This window comes from Malikia sp. (assembly GCF_028687635.1).
In the GTDB taxonomy this organism is placed as follows: Bacteria; Pseudomonadota; Gammaproteobacteria; order Burkholderiales; family Burkholderiaceae_C; genus Malikia.
Map to the genome: position 1 here is coordinate 19,403 of NZ_JAQTZS010000009.1, position 22,285 is coordinate 41,687.

Genomic DNA, 22,285 nt, shown 5'->3' on the forward strand with positions numbered 1-22,285 from the left:
CATGAACGCAACCCCTGCCGCCCGCCCAGACCGTCCACCGCCGCCAGGGTCGAACACCGGCGCACCGCAAGACAGGCCCTCTGCCAGTGCCCGCGGCCAGCCGCTGCCGCACGAGAGCGCACGCGCCCATGTCACGGGCGAAGCCGCCTATGTCGACGATCTGCCCGAGCTGGCCGGCACCCTGCACGCCGCTCCCATCCTGTCGCCGCTGGCGCATGGGCGCCTGCTGGGTCTCGACGCGGCGGCGGCGCTGGCGCTGCCCGGCATGGTCGGACTGGTGCTGGTGGCCGACATCCCGGGCGACGCCATGCTGGCGGCGCAGGTGCGCGACGAGCCGGTGTTGGCGCTGGACGAGCTGCATTACGCCGGCCAGGTGATCGGACTGGCCGTGGCGACAGACCGCGAAACAGCCCGCCGCGCGGCGCGACGGGTGCAGGTGCTGGCCGAGCCGCTGCCGGCGCTGCTGTCGGCGCGCGCCGCTCATGCCGCCGGCCAGTACGTGACGCCACCCGTGCGGCTGGCGCGCGGCGACGCCCAGGCCGCACTGGCGCGCGCGCCGCACCGCCTGCGCGGCAGCTTCGAGACCGGCGCACAGGAACATCTCTACCTGGAAGGCCAGGTCGCCTACGCCCTGCCGCAGGAACAGGGCCAGTGGCTGGTGCAGGCCAGCACCCAGCATCCCGGCGAGGTGCAGCACTGGATCGCGAGCGCGCTGGGCCTGGCCAGCCACGCTGTGCAGGTGGTCTGCCGGCGCATGGGCGGCGGCTTCGGCGGCAAGGAGACCCAGGCCGGCCAGATCGCGGTCTGGGCCGCGCTGGCGGCACACAAGTTCGCCCGCCCGGTCAAGCTGCGGCTGGACCGCGATGACGACTTCCTGATCACCGGCAAGCGCCATGCCTTCACCTTCGACTGGGAGGCAGGCTTCGACGACAGCGGCCGGCTGCTCGCGCTCGATCTGACCCAGCTGGCCGACTGCGGCTTCTCGGCCGACCTGTCGGGACCGATCTGCGACCGCGCGGTCTTCCACAGCGACAACGCCTACTTCCTGGAAAATGTCGCGATCCACAGCTGGCGCTGCCGCACCCACCGCCAGAGCAGCACGGCCTTCCGTGGCTTCGGCGGGCCGCAGGGCGTACTCGCGATCGAGACCATCCTGGGCGAGGTCGCGCGCCATCTCAGGCTCGACCCGCTCGATGTGCGGCTGGCCAACCTCTACAGCTTGCAGGAGCGCAATGTCACGCCCTATGGCATGACGGTGGAGGACAACATCCTGGCGCCGCTGATCGGGCGGCTGACCGCCAGCGCGCGCTACCGCGAACGGCGTGCCGCGATCACGGCCTGGAACGCTGCCAGCCCCGTGATCAAGCGCGGGCTGGCGCTGACGCCGGTCAAGTTCGGCATCAGCTTCACCGCCACCCTGCTGAACCAGGCTGGCGCGCTGGTCCATGTCTACACCGACGGCAGCGTGCTGCTGAATCATGGCGGTACCGAGATGGGCCAGGGCCTGCACACCAAGGTCGCGCAGATCGTCGCCGACGAGCTCGGCGTGCCCTTCGAGTGGGTACGCGTCAGCGCCAGCGACACGGCCAGGGTACCCAACGCCTCGGCCACCGCCGCGTCGACCGGCACCGATCTCAACGGCCGCGCCGCCCAGTACGCCGCGCGCCAGATCCGCGTCAACCTCGCGACCTTCATCGCCGGACTCGACAGCTGCGGCGCCGGCGCGGTGCGCTTTGCTGGCGGCCGAGTCGAAAGCCCGAAGGCGACACGCGCCTGGGCCGAGGTGGTGGCCCAGGCCTACGCCAACCGCATCCCGCTCTGGAGCGACGGCTTCTACCGCACACCAAAAATTCACTACGACAAGGACACGCTGACCGGCCGGCCCTTCCACTACTTCGCCTATGGCGCGGCCTGCACCGAGATCGCGCTCGACACCCTGACCGGCGAGCAGCGCCTGCTGGCGGTCGACATCCTGCACGACGTCGGACGCAGCCTGAATCCGGCGCTCGATATCGGCCAGATCGAGGGCGGCTTCATCCAGGGCCTGGGCTGGCTGACCAGCGAGCAGCTGGTCTGGGACGATGCGGGCCGGTTGCTGACGCACGGCCCCGGCAGCTACAAGATACCGACCGCCGGTGACCTGCCGGCGCATTTCAGGGTCGAGCTCTGGCCCGAGCCCAACCGCGAGGACAATGTCTTCGGCAGCAAGGCGGTCGGCGAGCCCCCCCTGCTGCTGGCGGCCAGCGTCTGGGAGGCGCTGCGCGATGCGGTAGCGCAGGCGCGTGGCGACGGGCTGCCGGTCCGGCTCGACGCGCCCGCCACGCCCGAGCGGCTGCTGCGGGCACTGGGCGGACTGGACGGAATCAGCCCCCGCGCGCCAGCTCGGCCGGCGTCACCCGAGTGAACGGCGGCAAGCCCTGCAGCAGACGCTGGCCGTAGCTGGTGCGCGTCAGCCGGCGGTCGTAGCAGGTCACATGGGCCTCGTCCTCCTCGGTGCGGATCGCGCGGCCCACCCACTGCGCGAGCCGGATCGCGGTCGCCGGCACCACCAGTTCGGTGAACGGGTCGCGCCCGACCTGGCGCAGCCACTCGGCGCGCGACTCGCCGACCGGATCGTCGGGCGGCGCGAACGGCAGCTTGGTGATGAACAGGTCCTCGCACAGCTGGCCCGGCAGGTCCAGCCCCTCGCCAAAGGACTGCATGCCGAAGATCACCGAGGGCTGGCCGGCGGCGACCCGCTCGCGGTGGCGGCTCAGCAGCTGCCAGCGCGGCAGCGCGGTCTGCGCCAGCACGATCTCGCGCAGCTCGTCGGGCAAGGATTCCTCGGCCAGCCTGAGCTGCGCGCGCGAGGTGAACAGCACCAGCGCGCCATGCTCGACCCGCTTGAGGTCGCGCAGCAGCGCCTGCACCATGGCCGCGTTGTAGGCGGTCACCTCCTTGGGGTCGGGCAGATCGTCGACCAGCACCAGCCGGCCCTGGCGCGCGAAGTCGAACGGACTCTGGACTTCCAGCGCCAGCGTGCAAGGGTCACCGAACAGGCCGACCTCCTTGAGGAAGAAGTCGAAGCGGCCCAGGCTCGTCAGCGTGGCCGAGGTCAGCACCGCGCCACGCACCGCGTTCCACAACTGATGCCGTAGCGTCGCGCCCGGCAGCGTCGGGCTCGCATGCGCCTGCAGCACGAGGTAGTCGCCCTGGGTCACCAGCGTGAACCACTTGGCCGACGGCGCAGTCCCTTCGTCGGGCTCCTGCAGCAGCAGCTGGGTCGTGCTGGCGACCGCCTCCAGCCTTGGGGCCAGCGTGCCGAGCTGGGCGTATTGCTGCGACAGGCGCCGGGCCTCGTCGGGCTGGGCCTTGATCTCGGCCTTCAACGCCTGGCTGACCGCGCGCAACGCATCGAGAAATTCCTGCGCCTGGAGCGAAAGCTGGGCCAGCGGCTCGATCAGCTCGGGGTGCAACTGGCCGCGCGGTACGCGGTAGCGCCCGCTCTGGCTGGCCTGCCCCGTGCCAGCCGGCGCGGCGCGCCGACCACCCCAGGCCGGCGTATCCTCGCCTCTCAGGGCGGAACCATGGTGGTGCATCACCAGGCGCGCCAGCTCCTGCATCAGCTGGCGCAACCGGGCCGCGATCTGCGGAATACCGGCCACCTCGGACACCGCGAGCTGGCCGCCGGTGCGCACGGCCTGGCTCGCGAGCTTGTCGATCCACTTGAGCCGGCTCAGGTCCATGCTGCTGGCGAACTGGTCGAGCGCGATCCCCGGCAGGTGGTGTGCCTCGTCGAGCACCAGCAGGCAGTTGTCGAGCTCGGGCAGCATGCGCGACCCGAGCGAGGACAGCAGCAGGTCGTGATTGACCACGATCACCTGCGCGCCGATCAGGCTCTTGCGCGCCGCGTAGTAGCTGCACTGGTCATAGGCCGGGCAATGGCGCGCGGTGCAGGAGCTGCCCTCGGCGGCCACCGCGGCCCACCAGGCGCCTTCGGGCGGCTGCTCCAGCTGGTCGCGGTCGCCGTCCCAGCGCCCGCGATCGAGCTGGCGCTGCAAGTCCTGATAGAAGGTCTGACGCTCGACCTGTTCCTGCGCTAGGCTCAGGCTGCGGCCCGCGCTGGTCGGACGCGCCTCCTCGGCGAACAGATCGTCCTCGGCATCCCAGGCCGCGTCGCCATCGCCCGCGTCGGCCCCCTGCGCCCAGCGGTCGAGCTTGAGCTTGCAGACATAGCGCCCGCGCCCCTTGGCCAGCGCAAAGCGAAAAGGTTGCGGCAGGCTGTTGGCCAGCGCCGGCAGGTCCTTGGCCACCAGCTGCTCCTGCAAGGCGACGGTGGCGGTGGAGATCATCACGCGCGTGTTGCGCGCCAGCGCCAGCGCGATCGCGGGCACGCTGTAGGCCAGCGACTTGCCGACCCCGGTGCCGGCCTGGATCACCGCGATCGAGCGCTGCGGCTCGAGCGCCTCGATCGGGCCGTCCTCGTCCTCGGGCGGCTTGCCGAGGTCCGCCTCGCTGAAGGTCTGCGCCACCTGCTCGGCCATCAGCCGCTGGCCGGCGCGCGCGCGCAGCCCGATGCCAGCCACCACCTCGTCGAACACCTGCAGCGCCGCTCGCGCCATTTCTACCTTGGACATATGGGGCGCAAGTGTGGCATGAAAACCGCCCGGACTGGCCTTACAATGAGCGACACGGCAACCGATGCGACCGTCGTGAATGGAAACGTGGCCGAGTGGTTTAAGGCAGCAGTCTTGAAAACTGCCGAGGGCTTATACCCCTCCGTGAGTTCGAATCTCACCGTTTCCGCCAAATATTCTTGAACGGCTGCTGGCGTGCGGCGTACACCCCGTCCCGACCCAGTCCGACAGCATGGTGACCGGGCTGGTCCTGGGAGGCTCGCTGCTGCTGGCGCTGGCCTTGCAGCTGGAGCGGCCACCACTGGGTGGCGGTGGCCTGCATCACGGCGATACAGGGCGTTTCGCTGCGCGCGATCGGAACCGGCAGGCCCAGCGCATCGCCGGCTGCGACACTGAAGCACTGGCAACGGCTGGCGCCCCCGCTTTGGCGGCACAATCCCGAGCATGACCTCCACACCCGAAACGGACGCCCCGCCGCCCGCCCCGCAACAGCGGCACAACCCGCTGCACGGCCTGACGCTCGAAGCCATCGTGACCGCGCTACAGGCGCATTACGGCTGGGACGGGCTCGGCGAGCAGATCCCGATCCGCTGCTTCAACGTCGATCCCAGCGTCAATTCCAGCCTCAGGTTCCTGCGCAAGACGCCCTGGGCGCGCGAGAAGGTCGAGAGCCTCTATCTCTTCATGCTGCGCGAGCAGCGCCGGGCGCAGCGATGAACAGCCAGTCCCCAGCCTCATGCCTCGCGCGCAAAGTCGAAGCGAGCCACAGCCACCCCCGCACCGAAGCCGCGCTGCAGCGCCTGCGCCAGGCCATGGCCACCGTCGAGGCCGAGATCGAGGCCCATGGCGGCAGCTACCCCTACAACCACGGCCGCATGACGCAGTCCGAGCTGTGCCGGCGCGCCGACGTCAAGAAGGCCACGCTGCAGAACCCGGTGCACAAGGACGCGACCCGGGTCGAGGTGATGAGCTGGTGCGATGCGATCAATGCGCGGCTGATCCAGGCGCGCGACATGGCACGGCTCGAAACCGGCCCCGTTGCATCGCTGGACGAAGCCAGCCGCGCCGCGCTGCGGCAGGAGCGCGATGAACTGCGCCGACAACTCGACGCGGCCCTGCGGCACAGCGCCGAACTCGCGCGGGAAAACGCTGCGCTGCGCCAACGACTGGCCACTGGCTGAGCTGCAGCAGTCGCGCCGCGATCCGGGACAAGAGCTGGAACACAGACCTTTCCCGCGCGAACAGCCTATGAGCAGAGCCTGAACAAGGCTCAGGCTGCCGACGCAGCCTCAGCGAGCCACTGCACGACAGCGGCAGCCTCGGTCGGACGCACCAGACGGGCGACTTCCTGCCCGTCGCGCAACAGGATCAGCGTGGGCCAGAGCTTGACCCGGAAGCTGCGGCCCAGCGGTCGCCCGGGGCCGTCCTCGACCAGCAGGCGGCGTATGGCGGGGGCAGCGGGAGCAGCCTGCAGCGCCTCCGCCACCGCCGGCGCGGCTGCCTGGCAATGGCCGCACCAGTTGGCACCAAACTGCAGCAGGGTCAAACCGGGCAGCGCGTCGACCTCGGCGCGCTCGGGTGCCTGGGGAGAGTAGGATGGGATGTCGTTCAAGGGAAAAAGCCTCCACAAGGGTTGGGCTCATTCTAGACCTTGCCCGCGCGGCAGGATCGGCAGCCCAATCAGCAGCCCCAAAGCAAAAAACCCCTGCAAGCATGACTTGCAAGGGTTTGCGATCTGGCGGAGTGGACGGGACTCGAACCCGCGACCCCCGGCGTGACAGGCCGGTATTCTAACCAACTGAACTACCACTCCTGGCAGGCAGCTTTTGCGAACCAGCTTTTCAGCTGACTTGCCAAGCGCTACAACTTGGCGACCCTACGGGGATTCGAACCCCGGTACTCACCGTGAAAGGGTGATGTCCTAGGCCTCTAGACGATAGGGTCGTGTGAGGACTTGAAATCTGGCGGAGTGGACGGGACTCGAACCCGCGACCCCCGGCGTGACAGGCCGGTATTCTAACCAACTGAACTACCACTCCTGGCAGGCAGCTTTCGCGAACCAGCTTTTCAGCTGACTTGCCAAGCGCTACAACTTGGCGACCCTACGGGGATTCGAACCCCGGTACTCACCGTGAAAGGGTGATGTCCTAGGCCTCTAGACGATAGGGTCGTACGAGGACTTGAGTCGTGTAACCAGATGGTGGAGGTAAACGGGATCGAACCGATGACCTCTTGCATGCCATGCAAGCGCTCTCCCAGCTGAGCTATACCCCCATGGTTGCCACGACAGCAAACAAATTTGGCGGAGTGGACGGGACTCGAACCCGCGACCCCCGGCGTGACAGGCCGGTATTCTAACCAACTGAACTACCACTCCTGGTAGTGCAGCTTCGCCACCTGATCTTTCGATCAAGCAGCCAAGCGCTGCGAACTTGGCGACCCTACGGGGATTCGAACCCCGGTACTCACCGTGAAAGGGTGATGTCCTAGGCCTCTAGACGATAGGGTCAAAACCTGGACTACTGACTTGTCGCAAACCTTGATGGTGGAGGTAAACGGGATCGAACCGATGACCTCTTGCATGCCATGCAAGCGCTCTCCCAGCTGAGCTATACCCCCTCTGGTTTGCAACGTTGCAGATTGTACATCACTTTTTGCTTTATCGATTTCAGTCTTTAGAACTTTTATCTTTATCGCGTTTCGCGTTGGTCATCTGCATCAGCAAGACTCGCATTGTATAGTGCTTTTCAGGCCTTTCGCAAGCAGCTCGAAACTTTTTCGCGGCCCTGCAAGAACAGCACCGCATCGACCGAAGGCGTCTGCGGCGTGCCCATCACCAGCACGCGCACCGGCATGGCCAGCGCGGGCATCTTGAGGCCGAACTCGGCCAGCGTCGCCTTCATGGCGGCGGCAATGGCTTCCTTGCTCCACTCGCCCTCGGTCAGCCTGGCGGCGAAGGCCGCGATGGCGGGCTTGACGGCATCGGTCAGGTGCTTGGCCAGGTCCTCGGGCTGCGGCGCGACCTCGGCGTAGAAGGCGGCGGCCCAGTCGGCCAGCACCACCGTGGTGTCGCAGCGGTCCTTGAACAGGGCGCAGATCGGCTCCAGGCGGGCGTCGGCCGTGATGCCGCGCCTGGCCAGCTGCTCGGCCACCAGCGGCACCAGCTGCGCGTCGGGCGTGGTCTTCATGTGCTGGCCGTTGACCCAGCGCAGCTTGGCCTCGTCGAACTGCGCGGCGCTGCGGCCCAGGTGGTCGAGGTCGAACCATTCGAGGAACTGGGCGCGGCTGAAGATCTCGTCGTCGCCATGGCTCCAGCCCAGGCGCGCCAGGTAGTTGATCATGGCCTCGGGCAGGTAGCCCTCGTCACGGTACTGCGTCACCGGCTTGGCGCCGTTGCGCTTGCTCATCTTCTCGCCCTGCTCGTTGAGCACGGTCGGCAGGTGGGCGTAGACCGGCACCTCGCGGCCCAGGGCGCGGAAGATGTTGATCTGGCGCGGCGTGTTGTTGATGTGGTCGTCGCCCCGGATCACATGGGTGATGCCCATGTCGAGGTCATCGACCACCACGCAGAAGTTGTAGGTCGGCACGCCAACCGCCTCGCCGGGCGCGGCCGGACGCGCGATCACCAGGTCGTCGAGCTCGGCGTTGGCGATCTCGATGCGGCCCTTGACCTTGTCGTCCCAGGCCACGACGCCTTCCTTGGGGTTTCTGAAGCGCAGCACCGGCGGCACGCCCTCGGGAACAGCCGGCAGCACCTTGCCGGGCTCCGGGCGCCAGGTGCCGTCGTAGCGCGGCTTTTCCTTGTTGGCCATCTGGCGCTCGCGCAGCGCGTCGAGCTCGGCCATGCTCATGTAGCAGGGGTAGACATGGCCGGCATCGATCAGCTGGCGCAGCACCTCCTTGTAGCGGTCCATGCGCTGCATCTGGTAGAACGGACCCTCGTCATGGTCGAGGCCGAGCCACTTCATGCCTTCGATGATGACGTCGACGGCGGCCTGGGTCGAGCGCTCCTGGTCGGTGTCCTCAATGCGCAGGATGAAGTCGCCACCCTTGGCGCGCGCGAACGCCCACGGATAGAGGGCGGAGCGGATGTTGCCGAGGTGGATGAAGCCAGTCGGCGACGGGGCGAAGCGGGTGCGGACGCGTTGGGTCATATCGAGTCGAGGGTGTTGAGGCCGCGTGCGAGGTCATCCCGCACGTCCTTGGGGTGTTCGAGGCCGACGGCGACGCGAATCAGGCCCTGGCCGATACCGGCAGCCTGGCGCTGCGCCTCGGACAACTTGCCGTGCGAGGTGCTGGCCGGGTGCGCGCACAGGGTCTTGGTGTCGCCCAGGTTGGTGCACAGCGACAGCACCCGCATCGAGTCGAGCACGTGGAAGGCGCGCGCGCGCGCCTGCTCGGGGTTGCCGGCCTTGACATCGAAGGACAGCACCGCGCCGCCGCAGCCGTTCATCTGCTTCATCGCCAGGGCGTGCTGCGGATGGCTGGCCAGGCCGGGGTAGTAGACGCGGGCCACGGCCGGGTGCGCCTCCAGCCATTGCGCCAGCTCCAGCGTGAGGGCGCTTTGCGCCTTCATGCGCAGGTCCAGCGTCTCCAGGCCCTTGAGCACGATCCAGGCGTTGAAGGGCGACAGCACCATGCCCGAGTTCTTCTGCACCGGCAGGAACTGGGTCGCCACCATCCGCTCGCTGGCGCACAGGGCACCGGCGAGCACGCGGCCCTGACCGTCGAGGTACTTGGTGCCCGAGTGCATCACGATGTCGGCGCCGAACTCGATCGGGCGCTGCAGCGCCGGCGAGGCGAAGCAGTTGTCGACTGCCAGCAGCGCGCCGGCGTTGTGCGCCAGCTCGGCCAGCGCGGCGATATCGCAGACCTCGGAGAGCGGATTGGTCGGCGTCTCGGCGAACAGCAGCCGGGTGACGCCGGGCCGGATCGCCGCCTTCCAGGCCGCCAGGTCGGTCTGCGGCACGATGGAGGTCTCGACGCCAAAGCGACCGAACTCCGAACTGATCAGCTTGAGCGACGAGCCGAACATCGACTGCGAGATGATCACATGGTCGCCCGCCTTGAGCAGGCTGAAGCACATCAGCATGATGGCCGACATGCCCGAGGCGGTGGCCAGGCAGGCCTGCGCGCCCTCCAGCGCGGCCAGGCGCTGCTCGAAGCTGGTGACCGTGGGGTTGCTGGAGCGGCCGTAGGTGTAGCCCTCCTCCTCGCCGGCGAAGCGGCGCGCCGAGATCTCGGCGCCGGGCTGGACATAGCCGCTGGTCAGGTAGAGCGCCTCGGAGTTCTCGCCGTACTGGCTGCGCTCGACCGCCAGGCGCACCGCGAGCGTCTCGCGCTGCAGTCCGTCCCATTTCGTGTCAGCCATGGCTCAGCCCTCCTGCGAGGAGTTGGGCAGGGCCAGGCGCGAGCTGCCGCCGTCTTCCTCGTCGCCGCCGACGCGCTCCTCGTTCAGACGCACGGCATCCTCGGGGCTGACGTCGCCAGTGCAGTAAACGCCATCGAAGCAGGACGCCTCGAAGCCGTCGAGATCGGCGCGCAGCTTGCCCACCGCCTGCTTCATGCCGTCGACATCCTGGTAGATCAGCGCGTCGCAGCCGATGATCTGGCGGATTTCCTCCAGCGTGCGGCCGTGCGCGACCAGCTCGCCCTTGGTCGGCATGTCGATGCCGTAGACGTTGGGGTAGATCACCGGCGGCGCGGCGCTGGCCATGTAGACCTTGTTGGCGCCGGCGTCGCGCGCCATCTGCACGATTTCCTTCGAGGTGGTGCCGCGCACGATCGAGTCATCGACCAGCAGCACGTTGCGGCCCTTGAACTCGCTGGCGATCACGTTGAGCTTCTGGCGCACGCTCTTCTTGCGCACCGCCTGGCCCGGCATGATGAAGGTGCGGCCGACGTAGCGGTTCTTGACGAAGCCTTCGCGGTAGGGCTTGCCGAGGCGGTCGGCCAGCTCGGTCGCGGACGGGCGGCTCGACTCGGGGATCGGGATCACGACGTCGATCTGGTCGATCGGCACCATCTCGGCGACCCGCAGGGCCAGGGTCTCGCCCATGTTCAGGCGAGCCTGGTAGACCGAGATGCCGTCGATGGTCGAGTCCGGGCGCGCCAGATAGACGAACTCGAACACGCAGGGATAGAGCTGCGGATTGGCCGCGCACTGCTCGAAGCGCATCGAACCGTCGAGGCCGATGAAGACCGCCTCGCCCGGCGTGACGTCGCGCAGGAAATCATGGCCGGTGCCTTCGAGCGCGACCGATTCGCTGGCCACCATCACGGTGCCGTCCTTGCCCTGGCCGACGCAGAGCGGGCGGATGCCGTAGGGGTCGCGGAAGGCCAGCAGGCCGTGGCCGGCGATCATCGCCACCACCGCGTAGCTGCCCTTGATGCGGCGGTGCACCTCGCGCACGGCGGCGAACACCGCGTCCTGCGTCAGCGCGCCGTGATCGGTGGACTTGGCCAGCTCGTGCGCCAGCACGTTGAGCAGGACCTCGGAGTCGCTCTCGGTGTTGATGTGGCGGTGGTCGAGCTGGACCATCTCCTGCTTGAGCACGGCGGCGTTGGTCAGGTTGCCGTTGTGCGCCATCACGATGCCGAACGGCGCGTTGACGTAGAAGGGCTGGGCTTCTTCCTCGCTGAAGGCATTGCCCGCGGTCGGGTAGCGCACCTGGCCCAGGCCACAGTTGCCCGGCAGCGCGCGCATGTTGCGGGTGCGAAACACATCCTTGACCATGCCCTTGGCCTTGTGCATGAAGACCTTGCGTTCGAGCTGGGTCGCGATGCCGGCGGCATCCTGGCCGCGATGCTGCAGCAGCAACAGCGCGTCATAGATCAATTGGTTGACGGGTGCGTTGCTGACAACGCCGACGATTCCACACATGACGTGATCCTCTAGTAATTTTCAGGGAAAGTAGCGGGCGAGGCGGTCCGGGACGGCGGCCTTGAGCAGGCGCAGGCCCTGTTCGAGACCGCGTGCTCCGGCCGACGCCTGCCAGCCCTCTTGTTGTTTGAGCGGGGTCATGTTGACCACCAGCGCGAGCGCGAGCAGCGTGGCCACGCCGCGCAGCAGCCCGAAGGCCGCGCCCAGCACGCGGTCGACCGGGCGCAACCCGACGGACTCGAACAGCTTGCTGATGAACCAGGACAGCAGTCCGGCGCCAAAGGCGGCCACGACGAAAACCACGACAAAACCGGCCGCATAGCGCAGCGGCTCGGAAAATTCGTTCAGGGGCAGTTGCGCGGCCGCCCAGCCGGCCAGCCATTGCGCGACCATGAAGGCGGCGATCCAGCCCGCGATCGAGAGCAGTTCATAACTCAGACCTCGCCACATGCCAAGCAGGACGGAGGCCAGCAACAGCAGCAGCAGGAAGAGGTCGACCGCCACCATCAGAGCGTGAGGATGGAGGCCGACAGGCCCAAGGCCCGGGCCTTGGCGGCGGCCTTGGCGGCCTCGTCGCGAGTCGCGAAGGGCCCCAGGCGCACGCGGGTGCGCGGGCCGTCGGGCGTGTTGCCGATCTGGGTGTAGGTGGTGAGGCCGCCGCGCTCCAGCTTCATGCGCGCCTCCTGCGCCAGCGTGGGATCGACGAAGGCGCCGACCTGCACGACATGACGCTTGGCGGCCGACTTGTCCTCGCCGGCGGGCTTGTCCTGCGGCGCGGACTTGCCCTCAAGCAGGGCCATGGCGCGGGCCGCGTCGTCGGGCGCCTTGGGGGCGACCTTGGGTTCGACCGGCTTGCGCTCCGCGGGCTTGTCGGCTGGCTTGGGCTCGGGCTTGGGTTCGGCGGGCTTCCTGTCGACCGCCGGCTTGGTTTCGGCCGGCTTGTCGACGACCACGGGTATCTTTTCCCAAGGCTTGGGGACGGTCTGTGGCTGGGCTGGCGCGACGGCCTGCGCCACCGGCGCGGCAGGCGCGACCACAGGCACAGGGGGGGGCGGCGACGTGACGGTGACTGGCGCGGGCGCGGCCTGGGCTGGCGCCTGGGCGCTGCGCACGAGCTCTTCCGACTCGTCCAGCCCGTCGAGGCGCGCGCCGGGCTGCGACGCCGCGTCCTGGGCCGCCGTCTTGGACTTGGCGGCGTTGCGCGCCGGGATGTCGATCTCGAAGTCAACCGGCACCGGACGCGGTTGCGACTCGAACAGCAACGGAAACCCGATCACTCCAGCCAGCACCAGCACGCTGGCGCCCAGCAGCCGGTGCCGGGCGCGACGTCGCACGGTTTCGATGGTGGAGGGCTGCATCGGGCTGCTGCTGCCCTGGCCGCCGAATCGGAATTTGAACATTCGCCAGTGCTGTGATTTGAGGGGCCGCGTCGCGTCGGAGGCCGCCGGTGACAGGGAATCAGGCCGGGAGGTGCTTGGCGTCCAGCCTCGGGGTCCCGTTCTGCAGCACGCCGCCCACGGTAAAGAATGAACCAAAGACGACAATTCTATCAGCTGGGTCGGCGGCGGCAATCGCCGCGTCCAGCGCCGCCTGGGGGCCGGCGTGCAGGCTGGACTCGACGCCGGGGCGCGGATGGGTGCCGCGCCAGATCGCGGCCAGGTCGGCCGCGCTGGCGGCACGCGGCAGCGGCAGGTCGCAGAAATACCAGCGGTCGATCAGCGGATTGATGCGCTGGAACATCGGCGGCAGGTCCTTGTCGGCCATGGCGCCAAACACGGCGTGCGTGGTCGGGTAGTAACCCATCGCGTCGAGGTTCTCGGTCAGCGCCGCGACCGAATGCGGGTTGTGCGCGACGTCGAGCACCAGCGCCGGCTGGCCCGGCACGATCTGGAAGCGGCCCGGCAGCTCGACCAGCGCCAGGCCGTTGCGCACCGCCTGCGCCGTGACCGGCAGCACGGGGTGCAGCGCCTCGACCGCCGCCAGCACGCCGGCGGCGTTGACGAGCTGGTTGGCGCCGCGCAGCGCCGGGTAGGCCAGCCCGGCGTAGCGGCGGCTGCGACCGGCCCAGTTCCACTGCTGCTGGTCGCCACCGCAATGGAAGTCGCGTCCGGCCCGGTACAGGTCGGCGCCGATCTCGAGCGCGCGGTCCAGCACGCTCTGCGGCGGCACCGGATCGCTCACGATGACCGGGCGGCCGGTGCGCATGATGCCGGCCTTCTCGTAGCCGATGGCCTCGCGGTCGGTGCCAAGGAACTCGATATGGTCGATGTCGATGCTGGTGATGATCGAGCAGGCCGGCTCGACGATGTTGACCGCGTCGAGCCGGCCACCGAGTCCGACCTCCAGGATCACGATGTCGAGCCGCGCGCGCGCCAGCGTCAGCACGATCGCCAGCGTGGTGAACTCGAAATAGCTCAGGCTGATCTCGGGCTGGTCGGCAGCGCCACGGCGCGCCAGCTCGACGTCGGCGAAGGCCGGCAGCAGCGCGTCGGCCGCGACGATCTGGCCGTCGATGCGGCAGCGCTCCTCGAAATGCACCAGGTGCGGCGAGGTGTAGAGGCCGGTGCGGTAGCCGGCCTGGCCGTAGATGGTCTCCAGCAGCGCGCAGGTCGAGCCCTTGCCATTGGTGCCACCAACGATGACGACCGGGCAAGCCGGCTGCAGACCGCGACCGTCATCAAGGCGCCGCGCCACCTCGCGCACCCGGTCCAGCCCCATGTCGATGGTCTTGGGGTGAATGCGCTCGCAGTAGGCAAGCCAGTCGGGCAGGGTCTGGGGCAGGTCTTGGGTCATGGCAGAAGCGGGAAAAGGCAAGACCGATATTGTCGCAGCGGGAACGAAACCACGTTCAGGCCGTCGTCATGGGCAAAAAAAATGCTGCAACAGCAAAAGTGAAAGCAAAAACGACATGGTTTGTCAATGCCACGGGTTAGGATTTACCTCGGTGAACATCTTCAGCAGTTGAACGATGTTTGCAATCCAGCAATTCAACTCCGACAACCACCCCATGGCAGCCCAGACCGACCCGCAGGAAACGATTGCCTACCGGCTCAGCGAGCTGCTGCGCCGCCTGAACGAGGGCCAGAAGCTCGACCCCCATGCGCTGGCCCAGGAATTCAGTGTCAACCTGCGAACCATTCAGCGCGACCTCAACGAGAGGCTGGCCTTCCTGGACCTGGACAAGCACCACGGCCATTACAGAGTCAGCGGGCCGCGCCTGGGCTTGCTGACGCAACAAGACATCGAGCGCTTCGCCTCGGTGGCCGGCCTGCAGGGCATGCATCCCCAACTGGGCACCGAACTGCTCAAGGACCTGCTCGACAGCCGCCTGCAAAGCCTGCAGATACGCGGCCATCACTACGAAGACCTGAGCGGCCGGGAGGACAACTTTCGCCAGCTCAAGCAGGCGATCGAGCAGCGCTGCGCCATCGGCTTTCGCTACCAGAAGCCCGAGGGCGAAAAAACCGTGGCCGCCGCGCAGCCCTACAAGCTGGTCAACCACAGCGGCATCTGGTACCTGGCCGCGACCGATGCCGGCACGCTCAAGTCCTACACCTTCACCAAGATCAGCGGCCTGCTGATCGACGACCAGCAGCGGTTCGAGCCCGACCCGGCGGTGGTCGCCCAGCTCGCCCGCGAGGACAGCATCTGGTTCAACGTCAAGAAAACCGAGGTCGTGTTCAAGGTCGGGCGCGAGGTGGCGGGCTACTTCCAGCGCCGGCAACTCGTCAACGGCCAGAAGATCGAGAAGGAACTGGCCGACGGCGGCCTGCTGGTGTCCTGCCTGATCGCACACCCGAACCAGATCCTGCCCATCGTGCGCTATTGGCTGCCCAACGTGCGCATCATCAGCCCGGAGGGCATGCAGGCGGAGCTGGAGCAACAGCTGCGGGCGTATCTGGGCACGGTCTGAAATTCGCCCCATCACCCAACCGCCGTCAAAAGAGGAAGCCATCATGAACAACAACCCGTCCCCGCTGGAATACCTGGCCTCGTTCGCGATTACCTTCGCGGCCGGTGTTATTACGACTGTGGCGCTGAGGGCGGGATACAAGTGGATGCAACGGAATCAATAATCAAGCAATTACAAAATTCAAAATAGAAATTTAATACCATGAACCCCAAAAATACCTCAAAAAAAAATGACGACAATCGGGAGATTTTTCGCTCCGGCATAGCACTTTCCGCAAGTGAAACCGTCAGTCGCTTCGGCAGCGCCAATGCAGAATTCATCAAAGGCTACACAGGCACCGACAACGAAACTGGACAGCGGTACGCCAAGGGACTGGCGGATATCGCCAAGCACAAGGTCAATTCAGACCCTATGGAAGCAGCTAAAAATATCAAGCAACAAGCTGGTTTTAGTGCTGAGGTTGCAGCAACAAGCCGAGACAATTCAGAAGCAATTATCGCCAAATCCAAGGTACGGACGATACGCAGCGATGATATAACGGAATACGGCCGAAATCATAATATTGTAGACCGCGTGCAAATTTTAGACGGACAAATCATCGAGGGCAGCCAAGCACAGATGAAATTTGTTGGAAACCGCGATCAACTTTTTAAGGACATTGCACTTGAAGGTAAAAAATTTGAGCGCTATCGCGGTACCAAGCTCGAGCTACCTTCAGAACAATACGAAGGTGCGGCACAGCATTGCCGTGAAGAGGCTCAGCAGCTGCGCTTCAATGCCGATCGTGCCGAACAAAGCGGCAAGACCGATATTTCTGCCAAGCTACGGCGCGAGGCCAACAACTACGAAGAGCTAGCGAATAATATAAGCGACAGTGGTATAACCACCGAGCAAGCTATTTTTTACCGCAAATACCCCAAGATCGCCACCGCAATAGACATGGCTCGTACAAGTCATAAAGCAGGCTTGGAAGGAGCAAAATATGGCTCGGTAATTGGCGGCAGCATATCGTTGCTTCAAAATATATTTGCTTTAGCTCAAAATGAAAAATCTTTAGGTGATGCCAGCACCGATTTCGCAATCGATACCACCAAAGCAGCAGCCCTTGGCTACAGCACCGCATTCGCCGGCTCAATAGTAAAAAGCGGCATGCAGCAATCGAGCAATCAGACCATGCGCAGCCTTGCAGGAAGCAGCGCTCCAGCGTTGGCTGTCAATGTTTGCGTATCCCTGAGCGGCTCGATTAAGCGTTATGTGCAGGGCGAAATTACAGAATCTCAACTTTTGGCGGAAGTGGGGGAAAAAAGCACAAGCATGCTCGCCAGCGGAATGATTGCTACATTAGGGCAGATAGCAATCCCCATACCTTTCTTGGGCGCCGCGATTGGCGGAATAATCGGCCACACTCTATCATCAATATTTTATCAAGCCGCATTAGACTCGGCACGCAGCGTTGAAATTTCTCGTGAAATTATGGAGCGTACACAGGCAATTCAAGCTGCTGCCCGCGAAAAAATTTCGCAAGAGCAAACCGCTTTCAATAATTTTTTACAACGGGAATTTCCACAACTTCAAAGCGAGACACAACAGCTATTTTCCATAATCAACAGCGCCACATGCAACATTGACGAACTAACTAGCTCAATCAACAAATATGCAACTATTTTAGGTAAAAATCTTCGATTTAATAATTTAAATGAATTTAATGAATTCATGAACTCAGGCGAACCCCTTAGACTCTAATCAATTCACCATCCAACCACAGGAATAATCATGCCAGTCCCCATTATTTTTGGCGTCATCGCAGGCGGAGCCGCAATTTATGGTGCAATCAAAGGCGTAAGTGGAGCCATTGACCACAGCAACGCAAAAAACATCAACACTGAAGCACAATCAACAGTTGACGAAGCCAACCACAAGGTAGAAGAACAACGGAAAACCACCTTCAACGCACTTGAAAAATATGGAAAGCGTAAACTTAGTGCATTCGAAAGCGTAATCGCTGACTTCCTAAAATCTTATAAAAAACTAAATAACGTCGAAATAAACCAGACTCACGAGCTAGATAAATTGGGCATAGGTGATTTTTCCAGCCAATCGCTCACTGGGCTGAGCAATGATTACCAAGCTCTTCAAGACGCAGGTTTGGGGTTAGGTGCTGGACTGGGTGGTGGAGCGGCACTCGCTTTCGGCGCCTACAATGGCACGATGCTACTAGCTACTGCCGGAACAGGGACAGCAATTTCTTCGCTCAGCGGCGTAGCTGCAACCAATGCAACACTTGCATGGCTCGGTGGCGGCACCTTGGCTGCAGGAGGAGGCGGAATGGCCTTAGGAACCATGGTACTGGGTGGTATCGTCGCAGGCCCTGCACTTGCGATTTTCGGGCATATTTTGGGCAACAAGGGAGAAGAGGCTCTGAACAATGCACGTAGCAATATGGAACAAGCGCTCAGCATTCGTGCAGCAGCAACTCTTACCGTCAGCAAGTTGCAGGCGATTGAGAAAATCACTTCATTGGCAAGTCAAACCTTCCAACAAATTACGATTCAATTACGCCACTCCACCGACGCCTTGACTGAAGTAATTGAAACCTACGGGAATGACTACCGAACATTCAATCAAGCTTCACAAGAAACAGTACATCGCGCCGTGAAATTTGCGCAGCTAGCTAAAGCCATGATAGACACCCCCATTCTTGATAAAAATGGAAACATGATTTTGGCAACGCAAAAGCGCATCGAAGAACTTCAAGCAGTAATCACTGCATAATCAATTATAAAAACCGCAGCCACTAACGCTGCGGTTTCATTTCAAGAATCCTCAATGAAATCTTTTCCATGCACACAATGCGGCATTTGTTGTCAGAATGTGCACTTGAGCCAAAAAACAGAATATCTCAACCGAGGCGATGGAACATGCAAAAACTACGATACAGAAAACAAATTATGCTTTATTTACAACAAAAGACCTGACATTTGCAGAGTAGATAAGCAATACAAAATAAACTACTCCAATCTATATACCTGGAATAACTTTGTAGATATCAATCTTCAAGTATGCAATACACTCAAGAATATATCAAAAAATATTCATGCTCCATAAAATGATAAAAAAATTTACAAAGTTTTTTAAAAGAAATATTAACTTTAAATAAAATTTCTTTGCGCTTGCTACAAGCAGTAATTTCGAAATATTGCGATCTAATTCAAGCTCCCATTCATTTCCCGCCCATACCTCATGCCGTTACACTCAAGTCTGTAAGCTGTTGATTTTATTGAGATATTGCTTTGAGTTAGACCATAAAATCAACGGCTTACGAAGATGTGTGTAATGAAATACCCACAACCTGCCCCGCCTGCGACTGCTCCAAGACCGTGGCGCCGCGCAGCGACGTGCTAATGCTCGGCATCGGTCACTTCACGGCCTGCCCGGCTTGCGGGCATCGCCTGCTGGAAACACAAGTGACCAGCACGGCCCGGGCGGCGCTGGCTGAACTGGCAAACAAGATCACTCGGCTGGTGCGCTGAGTAAATCCCAACTCCAAGGAAAACAACATGGCATACCGCTACGACCCCGACCTCGAATTCCTCGAACAATGCGCGTCCAAGGATATGGACGACCTGGTCTACTGCATCACGCACGACAAGGATGGCAGCGCCAGGATCACCGAGGAGTTGACCGCCACCGCCGTGTACAAGCGGCACAACCCAGACCATCACCAGTACTGGGAACTGATCGCGGCGGAAGTCCAATGCTTTGGTGCCAACAGCTTCGCGACCCTCTTCAGAGGCGGCAAGGGCGTTCAGTACAAGGAAGTCCTGACGGATGTCTGCGAAAAGATGAAGGTCAACTTCAACAAGGACTCCAACGTAGAAGTCATTGAGCAGAACCTGCTGATGAAGATACTCAAGGACTCGATCGAAAAGATGTCGGCCGCCGAAGTCCGGCAACTAGCCGAGTCGATGGGCGTGAAAAACTTGAACACGATCACGCCCGAGGCCTTGGTAGGTGGATTCCAGACCATCTTCAGGATGGGAGGATTCAAGTCCTACCAGCTCACCTTGATCGTCGTCAACGCGGTCATGAAAGCCTTGATGGGCCGTGGTCTCACTCTGGCAGGAAACGCAGCTCTTACACGAGTCGCAGCCGTCATGACCGGCCCGATCGGATGGGTCATCACCGGACTCTGGACCGCAGTCGATCTGGCTGGCGCGGCGTACCGGGTGACGATTCCCGCCGTCATTCAGATTGCATTCCTGCGCCAGAAGCTCAAGTACGCCGATCTGGCTGACGAGATCCAGTTCTGATTCAAGCAAGCCGAACCCAGCCAAATGCGCAGTTCCACCGAAATCCAGCACGACCTCGACCTCACGCAAGACACGTTGCGCAGGTTGCGCCTGCGCAAGATGCGTTATGCGGCGACCGGCTTGCTGCTCGCCTCGCTGGGTCTGCTCGTTCTGGCCCATGTTCTGAACGACGGGCACCCCGCCTGGGGCTATGTCACGGCCTTCGCCGAAGCCGCGCTGATCGGCGCCATGGCCGACTGGTTCGCGGTCGTCGCGCTGTTCCGGCATCCGCTGGGCCTGCCGATCTGGCACACGGCGATCATCCCGAACAGCAAGGACGACATCGGCCGCAACCTGGGCGCCTTCGTCGAGAACCATTTCATCACCGAGGAAGCGATCGGCAGCAAGATCCGGCAGGCCGACCCCGCCCGGTGGGTGGGCGAATGGCTGCTCAACCCGCTGCACCTGACCGGGCTGGGCCAATCGGCGGCGAACGTCGCCAGACAGCTGATCGAGGCGCTGGACCACGAACAGATCCGGGATCAGATCCGCGCGGTCGCCAGCCAGCAACTGACCGAGGTTGACCTGTCGGGGACGGCGGGCCAGCTGGTGGACCGGCTGATGCAGAGCGGCCGGCATCAGGAGCTGCTCGACGCGCTGCTCGATGGCGCCAGCGCCTATCTGGGCGATGCCGAGAAGTTGCCGACCATCAGCCAGTTCTTGATTGACAGCCTGGGCGTCGAGAACTCGATGATGAAGATGGCGATCAACGCCTACGCACCCAAGTCAATCAACTCGCTGCACCGGACGCTCGACGAGGTCAGGCGCGATCCGGCGCACCGCTTCCGGCGCGTGTTCGACGGCTGGATCGGCGACTTCGCGCTGCGGCTCAAGGCCGACCCGCAATGGGCAGAGAAGATCCGACGCCATCAGGCCGAGCTGGTGCAGGACCAGCAGGTGCAGCTGCTGCTGTCGGGGCTGTGGGACGGACTCAAGGACCGGCTGCTGCATGACCTGAGCCAGGACCAGCCGGCGCTGCGACACCAGATCCAGACCTGGATACATAGGCTCGGCCAGATCCTGGTCGAGAAGCCCGAGCTGCGGCAATGGCTGAACCAGGCGATCGAGGACGGCAGCGTCACGCTGGTCCGTCGCTACCGGGGCGAGGTCGGACGCTTCATCGAGCAGCAGCTGGCCAAATGGACCCGCGAGGAAATGACACAGCGCATCGAGCTCGCGATCGGGCGCGACCTGCAGTTCATCCGCATCAATGGCACGATCGTTGGCGGGCTGATCGGACTGCTGATTCATGGTTTGAAACAAGCAGTTGGATGAAGCGAAAAGCAAAAATCTGACTCTCATCAACAAGCGTTATCGATAACAATAACCAAACCCTAAGAAAAATCCGACATGCTGATTGCCATTGCTATCATCGTTGCGCTGTTCATCGGCTGGTTTCTGCTCAAGTTCCTGATAGGCCTGGTCGGCAACGTCCTGTCAGCGCTGATCGGACTGGCTTTATTGTTCGCACTCATCGCACTGACCTTCATGTTCCCCTATGTGATGATCCCACTATTGATCATCGTCTACTTTTACAACAAGAAAAAAGAAGCAAACGAAAACGACTAAAATCTCAGAAAAAACCTAAAGAAAAATATTTGATGAAAAAAATCAACTCAGAGGCGCATTACCTGCGTCGAGATCCTCGCTTCAAGCTCGATGAGGACCTGATACTTCCGGCTGAAACCCGGGTTCAGATCAACGAGTGCCTGGCCAAGCTCAGGCACCACAAGACCATCTACATGGACTGGAACTTCAGCTCGGTCGATCCGCTCGGGATGGGGACAGTGCTGAATTTCTACGGCCCTCCCGGAACGGGAAAGACGCTGGCTGCGGAGGCACTGGCCGGCACGCTGGGACTGCCTTTCATCTCAATCGGAATCGCTGAGATCGAAAGTAAGTTCATGGGTGAAACGGCAAAGAACATCCAGAGAGCCTTCGCCGAGACGACCGAAACTGGCGCCGTGCTTTTCTTCGATGAAGCGGACACGCTGCTGGGGAAAAGGCTGTCGTCGGTGACGCAGGGCGTGGACAATGAAGTCAACTCGATGCGATCGACGATGCTGATCGAGCTCGAACGCTTCGAAGGCATCGCGGTGTTCGCGACCAACTTCGCCAAGAACTACGACGAGGCGTTCCGCAGCCGGATCAGCTATCACGTGAAGTTCGATCTGCCCGACCTGCAAGCGAGACGCTCGCTCTGGGGCCGGATGCTGGTCAGGGAAATCCCGATTGCGGGCGAACGCGAGGAATTCATCGACTGGTCTGCCGAGCTCTCGGAAGGCCTGTCGGGCCGGGAAATCCGCACCTGCATGCGGCTTGCACTGCCCAAGCCGCTGATGCATGCCGGCAACGGCGAGGCCAGGCTCACGCTCGACCACCTGAAGGACAGCATCCATCAAGTCAAGCAGGCGCACGTCGAGATCGGATCGACTGCATCGGAAGCCAGGTCATCGGCCAGGGATGCAGCTATCACCAAGCGCATGCTTGGCATTGACTCTGACAAACAATAAAAGGATAGAAA

At 63.1% G+C, this 22,285-nt stretch carries 20 protein-coding genes and 9 tRNA genes; 13 read left to right on the forward strand and 16 right to left on the reverse strand.

Annotated features, from left to right (window positions below; all coding sequences use genetic code 11):
* Window position 1 precedes the first annotated feature (1 nt).
* Window positions 2-2,404 carry a xanthine dehydrogenase molybdopterin binding subunit gene (xdhB, locus tag PHR85_RS07625; protein ID WP_300052567.1) on the forward strand — a complete coding sequence of 801 codons (2,403 nt, stop codon included), beginning with the start codon at window positions 2-4 and terminating at the stop codon, window positions 2,402-2,404.
* Here the strand turns inward: xdhB and dinG are convergent.
* Window positions 2,364-4,616 (reverse strand): ATP-dependent DNA helicase DinG, encoded by a 2,253-nt coding sequence (gene dinG, locus PHR85_RS07630; RefSeq protein ID WP_300052570.1) that lies wholly within the window; start codon window positions 4,614-4,616, stop codon window positions 2,364-2,366. The two genes, xdhB and dinG, sit on opposite strands and share 41 nt — an antisense overlap.
* Before the next feature lie 81 nt (window positions 4,617-4,697).
* Between dinG and PHR85_RS07635 the strand changes: the two genes are divergently transcribed.
* The 3 genes from PHR85_RS07635 to PHR85_RS07645 all read left to right on the forward strand — a co-directional run bounded on the left by PHR85_RS07635 (window position 4,698) and on the right by PHR85_RS07645 (window position 5,797).
* A tRNA-Ser gene (locus PHR85_RS07635) sits at window positions 4,698-4,788 on the forward strand.
* A gap of 272 nt (window positions 4,789-5,060) precedes the next feature.
* On the forward strand, window positions 5,061-5,333 hold the full coding sequence (locus PHR85_RS07640) for a VF530 family protein (protein ID WP_300052573.1): 273 nt from the start codon (window positions 5,061-5,063) through the stop codon (window positions 5,331-5,333).
* The gene (locus PHR85_RS07645; RefSeq protein ID WP_300052575.1) at window positions 5,330-5,797 is read left to right on the forward strand and encodes a hypothetical protein; all 468 of its coding nucleotides are present in this window, start codon (window positions 5,330-5,332) and stop codon (window positions 5,795-5,797) included. The genes PHR85_RS07640 and PHR85_RS07645 overlap by 4 nt, the downstream gene beginning before the upstream one ends.
* Before the next feature lie 89 nt (window positions 5,798-5,886).
* On the opposite strand, the gene PHR85_RS07650 is transcribed toward PHR85_RS07645, so the two are convergent.
* From PHR85_RS07650 to folC, 15 genes are all read right to left on the reverse strand, one after another.
* Window positions 5,887-6,228, reverse strand: a complete 342-nt coding sequence (locus tag PHR85_RS07650) for a thioredoxin family protein (protein ID WP_300052578.1) — start codon at window positions 6,226-6,228, stop codon at window positions 5,887-5,889.
* Between the two features lie 124 nt (window positions 6,229-6,352).
* Window positions 6,353-6,429 (reverse strand) — tRNA-Asp (locus PHR85_RS07655).
* Window positions 6,430-6,484: 55 nt separating this feature from the next.
* Window positions 6,485-6,560, reverse strand: a tRNA-Glu gene (locus tag PHR85_RS07660).
* Window positions 6,561-6,578: 18 nt separating this feature from the next.
* Window positions 6,579-6,655 (reverse strand) — tRNA-Asp (locus tag PHR85_RS07665).
* A gap of 55 nt (window positions 6,656-6,710) precedes the next feature.
* Window positions 6,711-6,786, reverse strand: a tRNA-Glu gene (locus tag PHR85_RS07670).
* A gap of 28 nt (window positions 6,787-6,814) precedes the next feature.
* Window positions 6,815-6,890 (reverse strand) — tRNA-Ala (locus tag PHR85_RS07675).
* A gap of 26 nt (window positions 6,891-6,916) precedes the next feature.
* Window positions 6,917-6,993: transfer RNA gene (locus PHR85_RS07680), tRNA-Asp, on the reverse strand.
* A 56-nt stretch (window positions 6,994-7,049) separates the two neighbouring features.
* Window positions 7,050-7,125: transfer RNA gene (locus PHR85_RS07685), tRNA-Glu, on the reverse strand.
* Window positions 7,126-7,159: 34 nt separating this feature from the next.
* Window positions 7,160-7,235, reverse strand: a tRNA-Ala gene (locus PHR85_RS07690).
* A 128-nt stretch (window positions 7,236-7,363) separates the two neighbouring features.
* Window positions 7,364-8,770 (reverse strand): glutamate--tRNA ligase, encoded by a 1,407-nt coding sequence (gene gltX, locus PHR85_RS07695; RefSeq protein ID WP_300052581.1) that lies wholly within the window; start codon window positions 8,768-8,770, stop codon window positions 7,364-7,366.
* Entirely contained in the window at window positions 8,767-9,987 is a 1,221-nt protein-coding gene (locus PHR85_RS07700) for an O-succinylhomoserine sulfhydrylase (RefSeq protein ID WP_300052582.1), read from the reverse strand. Before PHR85_RS07700 ends, gltX begins: the two co-directional genes overlap by 4 nt.
* Before the next feature lie 3 nt (window positions 9,988-9,990).
* Entirely contained in the window at window positions 9,991-11,499 is a 1,509-nt protein-coding gene (gene purF / locus PHR85_RS07705) for an amidophosphoribosyltransferase (protein ID WP_300052584.1), read from the reverse strand.
* A gap of 21 nt (window positions 11,500-11,520) precedes the next feature.
* Window positions 11,521-12,006: a CvpA family protein gene (locus PHR85_RS07710; RefSeq protein WP_300052587.1), complete on the reverse strand. Its 486-nt coding sequence runs from the start codon at window positions 12,004-12,006 to the stop codon at window positions 11,521-11,523.
* Complete coding sequence (locus PHR85_RS07715; RefSeq protein WP_300052590.1) at window positions 12,006-12,899, reverse strand: SPOR domain-containing protein; 894 nt, start codon at window positions 12,897-12,899, stop codon at window positions 12,006-12,008. The genes PHR85_RS07710 and PHR85_RS07715 overlap by 1 nt, the downstream gene beginning before the upstream one ends.
* Window positions 12,900-12,957: 58 nt before the next feature.
* Complete coding sequence (folC, locus tag PHR85_RS07720; protein WP_300052593.1) at window positions 12,958-14,292, reverse strand: bifunctional tetrahydrofolate synthase/dihydrofolate synthase; 1,335 nt, start codon at window positions 14,290-14,292, stop codon at window positions 12,958-12,960.
* A 214-nt stretch (window positions 14,293-14,506) separates the two neighbouring features.
* Between folC and PHR85_RS07725 the strand changes: the two genes are divergently transcribed.
* The 9 genes from PHR85_RS07725 to PHR85_RS07765 all read left to right on the forward strand — a co-directional run bounded on the left by PHR85_RS07725 (window position 14,507) and on the right by PHR85_RS07765 (window position 22,274).
* Window positions 14,507-15,412 (forward strand): WYL domain-containing protein, encoded by a 906-nt coding sequence (locus PHR85_RS07725; protein ID WP_300052596.1) that lies wholly within the window; start codon window positions 14,507-14,509, stop codon window positions 15,410-15,412.
* Window positions 15,413-15,613: 201 nt separating this feature from the next.
* Entirely contained in the window at window positions 15,614-17,155 is a 1,542-nt protein-coding gene (locus PHR85_RS07730) for a hypothetical protein (protein ID WP_300052598.1), read from the forward strand.
* Window positions 17,156-17,185: 30 nt separating this feature from the next.
* Window positions 17,186-18,184 carry a hypothetical protein gene (locus PHR85_RS07735; protein WP_300052601.1) on the forward strand — a complete coding sequence of 333 codons (999 nt, stop codon included), beginning with the start codon at window positions 17,186-17,188 and terminating at the stop codon, window positions 18,182-18,184.
* 54 nt (window positions 18,185-18,238) lie between these two features.
* Window positions 18,239-18,517, forward strand: a complete 279-nt coding sequence (locus tag PHR85_RS07740; protein ID WP_300052604.1) for a YkgJ family cysteine cluster protein — start codon at window positions 18,239-18,241, stop codon at window positions 18,515-18,517.
* Window positions 18,518-18,789: 272 nt separating this feature from the next.
* On the forward strand, window positions 18,790-18,942 hold the full coding sequence (locus PHR85_RS07745; RefSeq protein WP_300052607.1) for a hypothetical protein: 153 nt from the start codon (window positions 18,790-18,792) through the stop codon (window positions 18,940-18,942).
* A gap of 27 nt (window positions 18,943-18,969) precedes the next feature.
* Window positions 18,970-19,722 carry a DUF3944 domain-containing protein gene (locus tag PHR85_RS07750; RefSeq protein WP_300052609.1) on the forward strand — a complete coding sequence of 251 codons (753 nt, stop codon included), beginning with the start codon at window positions 18,970-18,972 and terminating at the stop codon, window positions 19,720-19,722.
* 24 nt (window positions 19,723-19,746) lie between these two features.
* Complete coding sequence (locus PHR85_RS07755; RefSeq protein WP_300052611.1) at window positions 19,747-21,036, forward strand: DUF445 domain-containing protein; 1,290 nt, start codon at window positions 19,747-19,749, stop codon at window positions 21,034-21,036.
* A 75-nt stretch (window positions 21,037-21,111) separates the two neighbouring features.
* A complete protein-coding gene (locus PHR85_RS07760) occupies window positions 21,112-21,330 on the forward strand; it encodes a hypothetical protein (RefSeq protein ID WP_300052614.1) in 219 nt (72 codons plus the stop codon).
* A gap of 32 nt (window positions 21,331-21,362) precedes the next feature.
* The gene (locus PHR85_RS07765) at window positions 21,363-22,274 is read left to right on the forward strand and encodes an ATP-binding protein (protein ID WP_300052617.1); all 912 of its coding nucleotides are present in this window, start codon (window positions 21,363-21,365) and stop codon (window positions 22,272-22,274) included.
* Window positions 22,275-22,285: the final 11 nt, after the last annotated feature.